Source organism: Streptomyces albidus (ex Kaewkla and Franco 2022) (genome assembly GCF_013870515.1).
GTDB lineage: Bacteria > Actinomycetota > Actinomycetes > Streptomycetales > Streptomycetaceae > Streptomyces > Streptomyces albidus.
The window spans coordinates 1-13,355 of the sequence record NZ_JACBXA010000167.1 but is presented as its reverse complement, the minus strand read 5'-3'; the positions used below and the strand labels follow the sequence as shown (position 1 = coordinate 13,355).

The window sequence follows — 13,355 nt, the reverse complement described above, 5'->3', positions numbered from 1 at the left end:
GGGGCGACCGGCGGGGCGAGCCGAACCCTGAAATCGCCGGCACCTCTGACAACCACCGACAGGCCCGGACAACTGAGGCCTCCGGCACGGGTGTTCGGGTGCGCGGCGAGCCCGTACGCGGGAAATCCAGGTGCCCCGGCTCCCGGCGCACGGCACGCTGGCCCCGTGGACAGACAACGCACAGTGAAGATCTCCAAGTACCTCGCCAAGCACCTGCGGCACGAGCCGGAGCGGATCGGCATCGTGCTGGACGCTCAGGGATGGGTCGGCGTCGAGGACTTGCTGACGGCCGCCGCCGGGCACGGATTCTCCTTCAGCCGCGCGGAGTTGGAGGTGGTCGTCGCCACCAACGACAAGCGGCGGTACATACTGGACGAGGACTCGGACCGGATCCGCGCGAGCCAGGGGCATTCGGTGACGGTGGATCTGGAGCTGCCTGCGACGGCGCCGCCCGAACAGCTCTTCCACGGGACGATCGACCGCTTCCTCGCCGCGATCCGCACAGAGGGGCTGCGGCCGATGAACCGTCACGCCGTACATCTCTCCCCCGACCGCGAGACCGCGGAACGCGTGGGCGCCCGGCGCGGACGTCCGGTGGTGCTGCCCGTGGAGGCCGGGGCGATGCACCGCGACGGGCACACGTTCCGGGTGAGCGAGAACGGGGTGTGGCTGGTCGACGCGGTGCCGCCCCAGTACCTGCGGGACGACCGCTGAACCGGCACCGTCAGGGGGTCGTGCGGCAGAGGGTCACAGCCCGGTTCGCGGTGCCTTCTCCCAGTGGGTCCGCCGGGTCAGCTTCCTGGCCGCCTTCCGTGTCAGGCGCGCCAGGAAGCCCGTCCTGAGGGAGACCGTGAGGAACAGGGCGAGTCCGGCGAGGGCCATGCCCGGCCAGAACGACGCGACGGCCCAGGAGCCCCAAGCGCAGACGGCGGCACCGCTGACCAGCGTGAACTGGAACCAGCGCCCGAGGGGACGCCGGTCGTGCATGTGGTCGATCCGGGCGGTGCGGCGGTCCACCCACTCCTGGAGATGGGCACGCCGGTCCCTCTCGGACTCGGGAGTCGCGGCCAACATCAGCTCGTAGCGCCGGCGTTCGGACTCCAGCCGCTCCATCTCCTCGCCCACGGTCTCCAGGGGCATCTGTCCTCCTTGCCAGGTGTCCCGGCGCTGGTGACGGACTGCTCGTGTGCCTCAGACCCTAGTCGGGCGAGCGGTGACGGTGTGTCCGGTCGGCCCGACGCAGCCTCACCGCACCCCGGACACGTCTTATCCGGCGGGCGGCCCCTCAGCGACGGGCCGGACGATCACCGGAGGGTTCGACGCCCCCTGAGGCCCCGGACACTGGTGGACGCGGGCAGCGATCTCGGTCGCCCGTTCGAAGCTCTCGCACTCCAGCAGCCAGTAGCCCGCCAGGACTTGCTGGTCCACGCCGTACTTCTCGTCGGAGAGGACCGGACGGCCGTCCTCTCCGGCCGTGACGAATCCCGCCTTCGACGGCTCCGTGAGGCCCTGCCCGTCGACGAGCTCACCCGAGGCGGCCAGGTCCTCGTTCAGCTTCTGCATGAACTGGACCATCGCCCGCAGGTCCTCCTCTGTCCAGACGGGAGCGCCCGAGGACGTGTCGGCTCCCATGGCTTCGTATTCGGCCTGGCTCCCCTGGAGCATCAGCATGTACTTCATGGCGGTCCTCGCCTCTCTCCCTTGCTCCCGGCCGTCGGGAACGTCTCCGGTGAAGACCGCCGAGGACACCGGAATTCATCGACATGGTGACCGGATCTTCACGCGGGGCGGGAAAGCAGCACGCAATTCGGATGTGTCTTGACGACCCCGCGACGAGGACGGTCAGGTCTCGTCGGGAAGTGCGCGGACGTCGCGAAGATCGGGCGTTCGGCCGGGCGCGGACGATGCCCATGAGGCAGTATCAAAGACGTGTTGACGGGGGACCGAAACCAGCGCGTGAAGCGGGGCGGCGGCCGTGGCACGGTGACGAGGCAGCCGCCCCGGACCACCGCGAGGCCCACGCCGTCCCGCCACGAGCGCGGCCGTCGTGGCGGTGGGCCGCGGCGTCCGCGCAAGAAGGGCATGTCGCCGCTCGTGGCGCTGGTGCTGGCCGCACTGAGCGTGCCGATCGTGGTGCGCGGCATGGACGACGACGGGCCCACACCGATCGCCCAACTCCTCGCCTTCCTCCCCTGGTTCCTGGTCCCGGGGTGGCTGGCGCTGCTCTACTCCGTGCTCACGCGCCGCGTCCTCCTCGCCATGTGGGCCATCGCCGTGCTGATGGCGACCGTCGGATACACGCTGCCCGCCGGTCCGGACGCCCCCGACGGCGCAGCCCAGCGCACAGGCAAGGCACGCTTCCGTGTGCTGACGGCCAATGTGCTCCTGGGCGGCGGGACCGACGCCCTCGTGGAGACGCTGCGCAGAGAACGGCCGCAGATCGTCGCGGTGCAGGAGTGCGACAGGGTGTGCGCGGAGTCGCTGTACCGGCGCTCGATGCGCAAGGCCTATCCGTACCGGCACATCATCGAGGCCGAAGGCGCCGCGGGGTCGGCGCTCCTGAGTGTGTATCCGCTCCGGGACGAGACCACCGTGAAGGGCCTGCTGGCCATGCCGGGTGCGGTCGCCGACGTCCACGGCCATGACGTGCGGGTGCAGGTGGCTCATCCGATGCCGCCGACACCCGAGACGCTGGAGACCTGGCGCGAGGAGCTCGACAGGCTGCGCGCGTACGGGGCTTCGCGCGGTGACACGCCCACCATCATCGCCGGTGACTTCAACGCCTCCCAGGACCACGCCGCCTTCCGCGAGATCCTCGAGACCGGCATGAACGACTCGGCCCGGCTCACAGGCCAGTCCCGCACCCCGACCTGGCCGCACACGAGGCTGCTCCCGATGGGGGCACAGATCGACCACGTGCTCGTCAGCGACCCGATGACGGCCGTGGAGGCACAGTTCCTGGAGCTGGAGGGCACGGATCACATCGCGGTCCTCGCGGATGTGAAGCTGTTCTGAGTAGCGAAGCCCGGTCCGGCCGATCCGACCGGCGACGGGCTTCTCTCCACCTCCCGCTCCGGCGGCGACGGGCGGACGGCTACCGGGAGCGCTCGTAGACCTCGTCCGTCCCGTCGTCGTGGTGCAGAGACATCCTGGACAGGGAGTCCGTGCCGACGAATGACGTCCAGATCTCGCAACTACGCACAGGGCGGCCGTCCTTCGGCCTGAAGGTGATGTGCGCACCAAGCCCTTCGTCCGGGAAGGCACCCATCTCCCAGCGGCCCGTACCCGACACCCGTTCACCGTCGGGCCGGACGCTTTCGGGGTCACAGGCGTAACTCAGCGAAATGTCAGTCGCGGAGAATTCTCCGTCCCGCTGAAACTCCATCTCTCCCCCTTTTCCGCTCTGCCATGCTCCGACGACATCCGACCTGCTGGGGTCCGGCCGTACGTCCGAGAACATGGCGTTATACGCATACACGCCCAACAAGACGACCAGGACAGCGATGGAACCCAGAGCAACATATATGGGGCGAGGTCCGCTACTCATTCACGCACATCCACTTCCGTGCAATCTCACCTGTCAAACCCCTCGAAGTGTTTCGGGTGTGCGAATTCATCGGACTGGGCATACCGCCGAGCCTCCCTGAGGATGCGATCCTCCGCCTCGGGTGATGATCCTGGCCCCGCCATACCCGCCGGGCGATACGGAACTTCGTCCAGCGTATCGCGGCCCAATTGTCTCCCGTGGACGTTGTTCACCAGGTCGGCCATGTGGTCGGCGTGCGCTGTCCTGGGGTGATACGCCTCATGAGCATCCGCCCAGAGCTCCGCCTTCTCTTCTCCCATGGAGTAGGTCAGCTTGGCCTGCCATATAGTATGGCGGAAAGCGTTCTCGTCGATGTCCGGGTTCTTCTCTTTTTCTTCCGCTGCCGTCTCCGAGGCCCATTTGGATATCGAGAGGTAGTCGGCACCCTCCAGGGGTCGGCTTTCCATCAGATCACGCTCGGCCCAGCCCACCTTTCCGGTGTAATCAGAGTCGCCCCAGCGGGGGTGCTCTCCGTTCTCGTCCCACTCGTACGGCCACTTCGTATCCTTCTTGTACTGTTTCTCCAATTCGATTCCCTGCTGCCGGATCTTTGCAGCGTTCACGGAATCGACAGCGTGTTCACGATCTTTGATGACAGGTGCGTCGGAGAAACCCAGCTTGGACAGATTCGACAATCCCCGCAGCGCTTTCGCCGCATCGTCGTCAGATTCTGTGGCCTTTTTCAGGATGCCGGTGAGCTCGTCTTTGACAGCGTCGAGCTCGGTCTGAGTCGGCGGAGTCTCGCCCGCCCGGCATTGGCCGGTGACCAAGAATTTTCCCCCGCCGGTGTCGATGACCTCGATCCCCTTCTTCCGTGCTCGGGTCAGCTCCTCCCTCAAGTTCTCGCGGTGGCTGATGAGTTCCTGACGGACGTCCCGGAGTATGTTTCGGACAGAACGGGCTTGGGAGACCGCGTCCTCGAACTCCTTAGCCGTCTTGGTTACGAACTCCCGGGTCACGGTTGCATTGAGACCGGCCCAGCTCGCCTTCCTTGCCTTCCCGTCCAGCTCGTTCTCCGCACGGGCCTGCAGACGCTTCAGCTTGCCCACCATCTGATCCCAGTCGGTGACGGCTTCACCGAGCATCGCGAAGTTCCCGTCTCGCAGAGCTTCGAGGTTCATCAGCGATCCGCCCCCTTGTCGAAGCCATGCTCGAGAGTTGAGATCTTGCTGAAGATGGTGGCGAGATACTCCTCCTCGCCCTTGTGAGCGTGCTTGGTGTAATCAAGATGATTGGAAATGTGGGCACACGCATCCAGGAGTGAGCGCTGTTGGTCCACCCATCGGGTAGCCACGAAGTCGAGCGCACGACCGACGGCGAAATCCTTCTCCAGTGAAGACGCCGCCTTGAAGCTGCTTACGCGTGCGTGATCGCCGTCCCTGTCCAAGTCCTGGTGCAATCTGAACGCTGCGTCGCCGATTGCGGCTAACTCCGTCTGGCTCACCTTCAGGTCGCCCTGCGGTGTGCTGCCTCCAGGATCGGGAGCCAATTGGTTGAGCTGTGTGTGCGTGCCGCGCCGTGTGTCTGCTCGGGCCTTGAGCTGGGCCCATTCGTTGTCGAACGACATGTTGTCCAACACCCCCCGGTGACGCCGACTCAGACAACAGGTCGGCACAGCGACCGTACCAAGAAGCGACGACTTGCATGCATCCATTTACTGGAGGCCAAAACACTGAGCCGGGTCGGCAGGGCCAAGCCGCGGAGCGCGCCTACGCCACCTCGCCGATCCGCCCCGCGGCTGCCGACGTGTCGTGGTGGATCGGGGTGTGAGCGCCCGTCAGCGGGACGCCGGTGCCGCCGTGCCGTACGGCGACGATCTCCGCGGCGATGGACAGCGCCGTCTCCTGAGGCGTACGGGCGCCGAGGTCGAGCCCGATCGGCGAGTGCAGGCGTGCCAGTTCCAGCTCGGTCAGACCCGCGTCGCGGAGCTGGCCGAGCCGTGCCAGATGGGTCCGCCGGGAGCCCATGGCGCCGACGTAGGCGATGGGCAGCCGCAACGCCCGTTCCAGCAGCGGCACATCGAACTTGGCGTCATGCGTCAGGACGCACACGACCGTGCGGGCGTCCAACTCCTGGGAGTCCAGGTAGCGGTGGGGCCATTCGACGACGACCTCGTCGGCGTCGGGGAAGCGGGCGCCGGTCGCGAAGACCGGGCGCGCGTCGCAGACCGTCACCCGGTAGCCGAGGAAGGCGCCGGTGCGTGCCAGCGCGCCGGCGAAGTCGATCGCGCCGAAGACCAGCATCCGCGGTGGCGGAGCGCTGGATTCGACCAGCAGCTTCACCGGAGGACCGCACAGGTCGCCGGTGCCGCCGTCGTCGCCGGAGGCGGCGTGCCCGCCCGTACCGGGAGGGCCGCCCTCCGCCCAGGTGTCCACCGTGCCCGTGCGGCCCGCGTCCAGCAGGGCGCGGGTCTCGGCGACGGCCGTGGCGTCCAGCCCGGCGGAACCGCCGAGGGTGCCGGAGGGATCGCCCTCGGCCGGTACGTACAGCGCACCGCCCAGCAGATCCTCCGGCCCCTCGACGACACGGGTGAGCGCGACCGCACGGCTCTGCGCCGCGGCGGACACCGCGGCGGCGAACGTCGCACGTGCGGGCGAGCCCGCGCGTACGGGCGTGACCAGGATGTCGATGACCCCGCCGCAGGTGAGCCCGACGGCGAAGGCGTCCTCGTCGCTGTAGCCGAAGCGTTCGAGCACGGTGCGCCCGGACGCCATCGACTCCTGGCACAGCTCGTAGACGGCGCCCTCGACGCATCCGCCGGAGACGCTGCCGACCGCCTCGCCGTCGGCGTCGACGGCGAGCGCGGCACCGGGCTGCCGCGGCGCGCTGCCGCTCACGCCCACCACTGTGGCGACGGCGAAGTCACGCCCCTCCTCGCACCAGCGGTGCAGTTCGACGGCGACGTCCAGCATCGGAAAACTCCTCACGGCATGCATGACCTGCGGCTTGCGAGCCTACGCGGCGGGCCGTCTACTTCACGCCCAGCAGCCCCTCAAGGGGACTGAGGGCGAAGTAGACGAGGAAGACTCCCGCCAGCCCCCACATCAACGCTCCCGGCTCCCGCCACCTTCCCTGCGCCGCCTTGATCAGGACGTAGGAGATGCTGCCTGCGGCGATACCGGCGGTGATCGAGTACGTGAAGGGCATCAGCACCGTCGTCAGGAAGACCGGCACGGTGGTCGCCGGGTCGCTCCAGTCGATGTGCCGGGCGTTCGTCATCATCATCGACCCGATGACGACGAGCGCCGCCGCCGCGACCTGTGTCGGGATGACCTGCGCCAGCGGCGTGAAGAACAGGCAGAGCGAGAAGCCGAGTCCGGTGACGACGCTGGCCAGGCCCGTGCGCGCTCCGTCGCCCACCCCCGCCGTCGACTCCACGAAGACGGTCTGCCCGGATGCTCCCGCGATGCCGCCGGCCACGCCGCCCGCACCGTCGATCGCCAGTGCCTTGTTCAGACCGGGCATGCGCCCGTCGTCCCCGGCGAGCCCCGCTTGCTGGCCGATGCCGATGATGGTGCCGATGGCGTCGAAGAAGCCGGCCAGGACCAGCGTGAAGACGATGACGCCGACGGTGACCGTCCCCACGTCGGTGATGCCGTCGAAGGAGACGTGTCCGAACAGTCCGAAGTCGGGGGTGCTCACCACGCTCCCGGCGATCTCCGGCGCGTTCCGGCCGCCCCAGTCCTGCTTGGACAGACCGGCGAAGTGGTGCACGACGCCCGCCACGACGGTGCCTCCGACGATGCCGATGAGGATGGCGCCGGGAACCTTGCGCACCTGCAGCGCGAAGACGAGCAGCACGGTGAAGGAGAAGCACACGACAGGCCAGCCGGTGAGCATGTCGTGCGTACCGAGCTGGAGGGGCTTGGCGCCGGCGACTCCGCCGGGACCGGGCATGCTCGTGACGAACCCGGCCTGCACGAGCCCGATGAGGGTGACGAAGAGACCGATGCCCATGGTGATGGCGTGCTTCATGGGCGCCGGGATCGCGTCCATGATCAGCCGTCGCAGGCCCGTCACGACGAGCAGGATGATCACGGCGCCGTAGACGACGCACATCCCGAACGCGTTCGGCCACGTCATCTCGGGCGCCACCTGGAAGGCGAGCACCGCCGAGACGCTGAGCCCGGCGGCAAGCGCCAGCGGGACGTTGCCGAGCAGCCCCATCACGAGGGTGGTGACCGCTGCCGCGAACGCGGTGGCCGTGGTGACCTGGCCGCCGTCGAGGGTCGCCCCCGCCGCGTCGGGGACGGAGAGGATCACGGGGTTGAGCAGGACGATGTACGCCATCGCCATGAAGGTGGTGACACCGCCGCGCATCTCGCGCGCGACGGTGCTCTCCCGCTCGGATATGCGGAAGTACCGGTCGAGCAGGGACCGTCCGCCGGGTGTGGACGCCCGGGGCACGGGCCCTTCGGACGTCGCCTGTTCCTGTGTCTGCTGTTGGGTCATGGGTACGAGCTCCCAAGTTTCGGAGGGGCCCCCCGAAGTGCGCACGCGCGCACGCACGTACGCACCGCGGGGATTTGGGATGCACGACCCGGGGGACGGCCCGAGACGAGAGAGTGAACCGGCGGTCAGCCGGTCAGGACGTGCCTGTCAGATGCTCAGGGCGTACCGGGACCCTTTTGAGGGCGAGACCGGTCGCGTTGCGGATCGCGGCGACGACTGCCGGGGTGGAGGAGAGCGTCGGCGCTTCGCCGACACCGCGCAGCCCGTACGGGGCGTGCTCGTCGGCGAGTTCCAGGACATCCACGGGGATGGTCGGGGTGTCGAGGATGGTGGGGATCAGATAGTCGGTGAAGGAGGGGTTGCGCACCTTTCCGTCGGGGTCGACGAGGATCTCCTCCATGACGGCCAGGCCCAGGCCCTGCGTCGTACCGCCCTGGATCTGGCCGACGGTCGAGAGCGGGTTGAGGGCTTTGCCCACGTCCTGCGCGCAGGCCAGTTCCACGACCTTGACCAGGCCGAGTTCGGTGTCGACCTCGACGACGGCACGGTGCGCGGCGAAGGAGTACTGGACATGGCCGAAGCCCTGTCCTGTCTTCAGGTCGAACGCTTCGGTGGGCCGGTGCCTGAACTCCAGCTCCTCCTCGACGACTTCGTCGCCCAGCACGTCGACCAGAGCCGCGACGACCTCGCCGCTGCCGGTCACGACCTTGCCGCCCTCGAGCAGGAGTTCACCGCCGCCGGTCCACGCCGGGTGGTGGCTCGCGAACCGCTCCCGGCCCAGCTGGAGGACCCTCTCGCGTACGGCTTCGCAGGACTTCTTCACCGCTCCGCCCGTCATGTAGGTCTGACGGGAGGCGGAGGTCGAGCCGGCGGAGCCGACCTGGGTGTCGGCCGGGTGGATGGTGACACCTGAAACGCCCAGTTCGGTACGGGCGATCTGCGCGTGCACCGTGACGCCGCCCTGGCCGACCTCGGCCATCGCGGTGTGCACCATGGCGACGGCTTCACCGCCCGCCACTTCCAGCCGGACGCGGGCGGTGGAGTAGTCGTCGAAGCCTTCGGAGAATCCGACGTTCTTGATGCCGACGGCGTAACCCACGCCGCGCACCACGCCTTCGCCGTGCGTGGTGTTGGACAGCCCGCCGGGCAGCGCCCGTACGTCGACGTCCGTGCCGCCTCTCGTGGCGTCGGAGCTCTGCCACTGCTTCTCCGGCGGCATCGGCATCGCCTTGACCCGGCGCAGGATCTCGGAGACGGGAGCGGGGGAGTCGACCTGCTGGCCCGTGGGCAGCAGCGCGCCCTGCGACATGGCGTTCTTCTGCCGCAACTCGACCGGGTCCATGCCCAGTTCTTCGGCGAGGCGGTCCATCTGCGCCTCGTAGGCGAAGCAGGCCTGTACCGCCCCGAACCCGCGCATGGCGCCGCAGGGCGGGTTGTTGGTGTAGAGCGCCAGCGCCTCGATGTCGACGTTGTCCACGACGTACGGACCGACGCTCAGCGAGGCGGCGTTGCCGACGACGGCCGGCGAGGAGGATGCGTACGCGCCGCCGTCCAGCACGATGCGGCAGGTCATGTACAGCAACTTGCCGTCGCGGGTGGCGCCGTGCTCGTAGGTGAGCTTCGCGGGGTGGCGGTGCACGTGCCCGAAGAAGGACTCGTAGCGGTTGTAGACGATCTTCACCGGCTTGCCGGTCGCCATCGCCAGCAGGCACGCGTGCGCCTGCATCGACATGTCCTCGCGGGCGCCGAAGGCGCCGCCGACCCCGGAGAGCGTCAGCCGCACCTTGTCGGCGGGCAGGCCCAGGACCGGGGCGAGTTGGTCGCGGTCGACGTGCAGCCACTGGGTGGCGATGTAGAGGTCGATGCCGCCGTCCTCCGCCGGGACGGCCAGCCCGGACTCGGGGCCGAGGAACGCCTGGTCCTGCATGCCCACTTCGTAGTCGTGCCTTACGACGACGTCGGCGCGCTCCCTGGCGGCCGCGACGTCGCCGCGCACGATGGGCTGACGGTGGACGATGTTCGGGTGCGCCACATGGGGTGCGTGATGGTCGTCGCGCCCGGGATGCAGCACGGGCGCGTCCGGGCCCGTCGCGCTCATCTCGTCGTGCACGGGCGGGAGTTCGGCGTACTCGACGCGGATCTTGGCCGCCGCGCGGCGCGCGGTCTCGGGGTGGTCGGCAGCGACGATCGCCACCGCCTCGCCGTGGTAGCGGACCCGGTCCTTCGCCAGCACCGGCTGGTCGTGGATCTCGAGCCCGAAGTTCGTCTCGGCGGGCAGGTCGTCGTGCGTCATGACGCTGTAGACGCCGGGCGTCTTCAGCGCCTCGGAGACGTCGACCGAGCGGATCTCGGCGTGCGAGTACGGGCTGCGCAGCGTGCAGCCCCACAGCATGTCCTCGTGCCACAGGTCGGAGGAGTAGGCGAATTCGCCGGTGACCTTGAGCGTGCCGTCGGGGCGCAGCGTCGACTCGCCGATGCCGCCCTTGGTGGTGGTGCCCTGCGTGATCGTGGTGGGGACGCGGGTGGCTCCGGCCATCAGACTGCCTCTCCCTGCTGGGCTTCCGACTGGTCCGTACGCGCCGCCGCCAGCCGCACCGCGTCGAGGATCTTCTCGTAGCCGGTGCAGCGGCACAGGTTGCCGGACAGTGCCTCGCGGATGTCGCCGTCGGACGGCCGTGAGTTGTGCTCGATCAGTTCGTCGGCGGCCACCAGCAGTCCGGGGGTGCAGAAGCCGCACTGGACGGCGCCCGCGTCGATGAACGCCTGCTGCACGGGCGAGAGCGGCACCCCGGCGTCCGCGGCGGGCTGGGGCGCCCAGCGCTGCTCGTCCGCCGCCGTGGTCCCCCGGCCGTCGGTCGCCCGCCGGCTCGCCTGGTCGGCGAGCCCTTCGACGGTGACGACGTCACGTCCTTCGACCTGGCCTGCCGCGACCAGGCAGGCGCACACCGACTCGCCGTCGAGCCGGACGGTGCACGAGCCGCACTCACCCTGCTCGCAGGCGTTCTTGGAACCGGGCAGACCCATGCGCTCACGCAGGACGTACAGCAGGGACTCCCCCTCCCACACGTCGTCCGCCTCGTGCCGCCGTCCGTTGACGGTGAATGTCACGCGCATCGGGAGCCTCCCTCGTCGTTGCGTGCGCCGTTGCCGCCGGTGCTGCGGTAGCCGTCCCAGACCCAGCTCAGCGTCCGGCGAGCCATGACGCCGACCGCGTGCCGGCGGTAGGCGGCGGAGCCGCGTACGTCGTCGATGGGGTTGCAGGACGCGGAGCACAGCTCGGCGAACTGCCGGGCCACGGAGAGCGGGATCGCGCCGCCGCTCTCCCACAGGCCTGCCTCGTCGAGAGCCGCCGTCAGGAAGTCCTCGGCGGCCGTCGCCCGGAACGGGGTGGGTGCGGCGGAGCCGACGGCGGCCTTCACGATGCGGCGCTCCGGGTGCAGTGCGACCGAGAAGCCGCACACGGCGATGACCATGGCGTTGCGGGTGCCGACCTTGGAGAACTGCTGCGGCCCGCTCGCCTTGTCGATGTGGATCCGTTTGATCAACTCGTCTTCGGCGAGGGCGTTCCGCTTCACGCCGGTGAAGAAGTCCTCGACCGGGATGCGGCGCGATCCGCGGACCGACTCCGCCTCGACCTCGGCACCCGCCGTCAGCAGCGGCGGGTGGGAGTCGCCCGCGGGAGAGGCGGCGCCGAGGTTCCCGCCGACGCTCCCCCGGTTGCGGATCTGCGGCGAACCGACCGTGTGTCCGGCGAGCGCGAGTCCCGGCAGTTCGGTGCGCAGGTTCTCGATGATCCGGGTGTACGGGACGGAGGCGCCGAGCATCACCTGCTCCTCACCGACCTCCCACTCGTGCAGTTCTGTGATGCGGTTCAGGTCCAGCAGCTGCTCCGGACGACGCTGGTCGAAGTTGATCTCGACCATCACGTCCGTGCCGCCGGCGATGGGCACAGCGGTGGGGTGCTCGGCCTTGGCGGCGAGCGCTTCCTCCCAGCTGGCGGGGCGCAGGAACTCCATGGGCTCATCTCTATTCGCTTCGGATCGCCGAAGTGCACGCGATGTCGACTCAGTACACCGATGCATGCCCCACCACGGGCAGTCACCGAAACCATGAAGCTATTGCCTGCTCTCCACCCCTCTCTTGTAGATTCACACGAACGCCGGAGTGCACAGCACTCGCGGTATTCGACGGGTGTATCGACCACACGCAGAACGGCGGCGAACGACATGCGGCTGCGCGCACTCCTGGACACCCCCTCGCTGGGGCTGCGAATCCTGACCGGACGGGACGAGCTGGACCGTACGGTGCGCGGCGTCATGACCACCGACCTGCGCGATCCGGGCCGCTACCTATCCGGGGAGGAGCTGGTCCTCACGGGGCTCGCCTGGTACCGGGCGGAGGAGGACTCCGAGCCCTTCGTCCGCATCCTCGCCGACGCCGGAGTGGCCGGGCTCGCGGCGGGGGACGCCGAGCTGGGCATGGTCCCGGAGGACCTCGTCGCGGCCTGCACCCGGCACAGGCTGCCGCTCTTCGCGGTGAGCGAGGACGTCGCCTTCGCGACCGTCACGGAGCACGTGCTCCGGCAGGTCTCCACGGAGCGCGCCGGAGACCTGGCGGCCGTGGTCGAGCGGCACCGGCGCATGATGTCGACGGGCCCGGCGGGCGGCGGCCCCGACGTCGTGCTGGACCTGCTCGGCTCGGACCTGGACCTGCGCGCCTGGGTGCTGTCCGTGACCGGTCACGCGGTGGCGGGCGGCGGAGCTGCGGTCGCCGTCACCGGCGGGGAAGGTGAGACGGACGCGGGCAGAGGCACGCTGCCCCCGGAGGTGCGGTCCCGGCTGGCGGGCGAGCATCTGACGGCGGTGCGCACGGAGCGGCCCGGCCCTCACCGGGCCGCGGTGGGCGGCGTCGTCTACTCCCTCTTCCCGGTGCAGAGCACGGGGCCGGCCCGTGACTCCGCCCTCTCCGACTGGTTCCTGGCGGTGCAGGACGACGCGGGCGACTGGCCCGCCGAGCGGCTCGACCTCGTCCACGGAGTCACTCAGCTGATAGCCGTCGAACGTGAACGCCGCGACGCGGCAAGGACGGTGCGGCGCCGGCTCGTGGTCGAGGTTCTGGAACTCGTACAGGCCGGTGCCCCTCCCCCGGAGATAGCCGCCCGGCTGCGCGTCGCCTCGCCCGTGCTGCTGCCGGGGCTGGGCAGCGCCCCGCACTGGCAGGTCGTCGTCGCCCGGCTGGACGGCGGGTCCTCTCGCGGCGCCGAGTGCCGGTCCCTGCTGGAGCAGATCCTGCTCGACCCCCGCACCACCGGAGCCGG

Annotated in this window: 13 protein-coding genes; 3 read left to right on the top strand and 10 right to left on the bottom strand. The window is 69.4% G+C overall.

The features are described from left to right. Window positions 1-165: 165 nt before the first annotated feature. Window positions 166-714 (top strand): RNA 2'-phosphotransferase, encoded by a 549-nt coding sequence (locus H5J26_RS21505; protein ID WP_181767564.1) that lies wholly within the window; start codon window positions 166-168, stop codon window positions 712-714. Window positions 715-747: 33 nt separating this feature from the next. Here H5J26_RS21505 and H5J26_RS21500 read toward each other — a convergent pair whose 3' ends face one another. Then, the gene (locus tag H5J26_RS21500) at window positions 748-1,140 is read right to left on the bottom strand and encodes a hypothetical protein (protein ID WP_181767563.1); all 393 of its coding nucleotides are present in this window, start codon (window positions 1,138-1,140) and stop codon (window positions 748-750) included. 126 nt (window positions 1,141-1,266) lie between these two features. After that, on the bottom strand, window positions 1,267-1,680 hold the full coding sequence (locus H5J26_RS21495; protein WP_181767562.1) for a YciI family protein: 414 nt from the start codon (window positions 1,678-1,680) through the stop codon (window positions 1,267-1,269). A gap of 402 nt (window positions 1,681-2,082) precedes the next feature. On the opposite strand from H5J26_RS21495, the gene H5J26_RS21490 reads away from it, so the two are divergent. After that, window positions 2,083-3,015 (top strand): endonuclease/exonuclease/phosphatase family protein, encoded by a 933-nt coding sequence (locus H5J26_RS21490; protein WP_181767561.1) that lies wholly within the window; start codon window positions 2,083-2,085, stop codon window positions 3,013-3,015. A gap of 79 nt (window positions 3,016-3,094) precedes the next feature. Here the strand turns inward: H5J26_RS21490 and H5J26_RS21485 are convergent, their stop codons facing one another. The 8 genes from H5J26_RS21485 to H5J26_RS21450 form a co-directional block, all read right to left on the bottom strand. Beyond that, on the bottom strand, window positions 3,095-3,385 hold the full coding sequence (locus H5J26_RS21485) for a hypothetical protein (RefSeq protein WP_181767560.1): 291 nt from the start codon (window positions 3,383-3,385) through the stop codon (window positions 3,095-3,097). A gap of 188 nt (window positions 3,386-3,573) precedes the next feature. After that, window positions 3,574-4,707, bottom strand: a complete 1,134-nt coding sequence (locus H5J26_RS21480; RefSeq protein ID WP_181767559.1) for a DUF6973 domain-containing protein — start codon at window positions 4,705-4,707, stop codon at window positions 3,574-3,576. After that, window positions 4,707-5,153 carry a hypothetical protein gene (locus tag H5J26_RS21475; RefSeq protein WP_181767558.1) on the bottom strand — a complete coding sequence of 149 codons (447 nt, stop codon included), beginning with the start codon at window positions 5,151-5,153 and terminating at the stop codon, window positions 4,707-4,709. The genes H5J26_RS21480 and H5J26_RS21475 overlap by 1 nt, the downstream gene beginning before the upstream one ends. Window positions 5,154-5,295: 142 nt before the next feature. Further along, window positions 5,296-6,498 carry an XdhC family protein gene (locus tag H5J26_RS21470; protein ID WP_181767557.1) on the bottom strand — a complete coding sequence of 401 codons (1,203 nt, stop codon included), beginning with the start codon at window positions 6,496-6,498 and terminating at the stop codon, window positions 5,296-5,298. Between the two features lie 58 nt (window positions 6,499-6,556). After that, complete coding sequence (locus tag H5J26_RS21465; protein WP_181767556.1) at window positions 6,557-8,038, bottom strand: NCS2 family permease; 1,482 nt, start codon at window positions 8,036-8,038, stop codon at window positions 6,557-6,559. 133 nt (window positions 8,039-8,171) lie between these two features. Continuing rightward, a complete protein-coding gene (gene pucD / locus H5J26_RS21460; protein WP_181767555.1) occupies window positions 8,172-10,574 on the bottom strand; it encodes a xanthine dehydrogenase subunit D in 2,403 nt (800 codons plus the stop codon). Then, the gene (locus H5J26_RS21455) at window positions 10,574-11,152 is read right to left on the bottom strand and encodes a (2Fe-2S)-binding protein (RefSeq protein WP_181767554.1); all 579 of its coding nucleotides are present in this window, start codon (window positions 11,150-11,152) and stop codon (window positions 10,574-10,576) included. The genes pucD and H5J26_RS21455 overlap by 1 nt, the downstream gene beginning before the upstream one ends. Further along, window positions 11,143-12,054, bottom strand: a complete 912-nt coding sequence (locus H5J26_RS21450) for an FAD binding domain-containing protein (RefSeq protein WP_181767553.1) — start codon at window positions 12,052-12,054, stop codon at window positions 11,143-11,145. Before H5J26_RS21450 ends, H5J26_RS21455 begins: the two co-directional genes overlap by 10 nt. Window positions 12,055-12,264: 210 nt before the next feature. Between H5J26_RS21450 and H5J26_RS21445 the strand changes: the two genes are divergently transcribed. Beyond that, the coding region (locus H5J26_RS21445; protein ID WP_181767552.1) for a PucR family transcriptional regulator ligand-binding domain-containing protein at window positions 12,265-13,355 on the top strand (1,091 nt) is incomplete at its 3' end.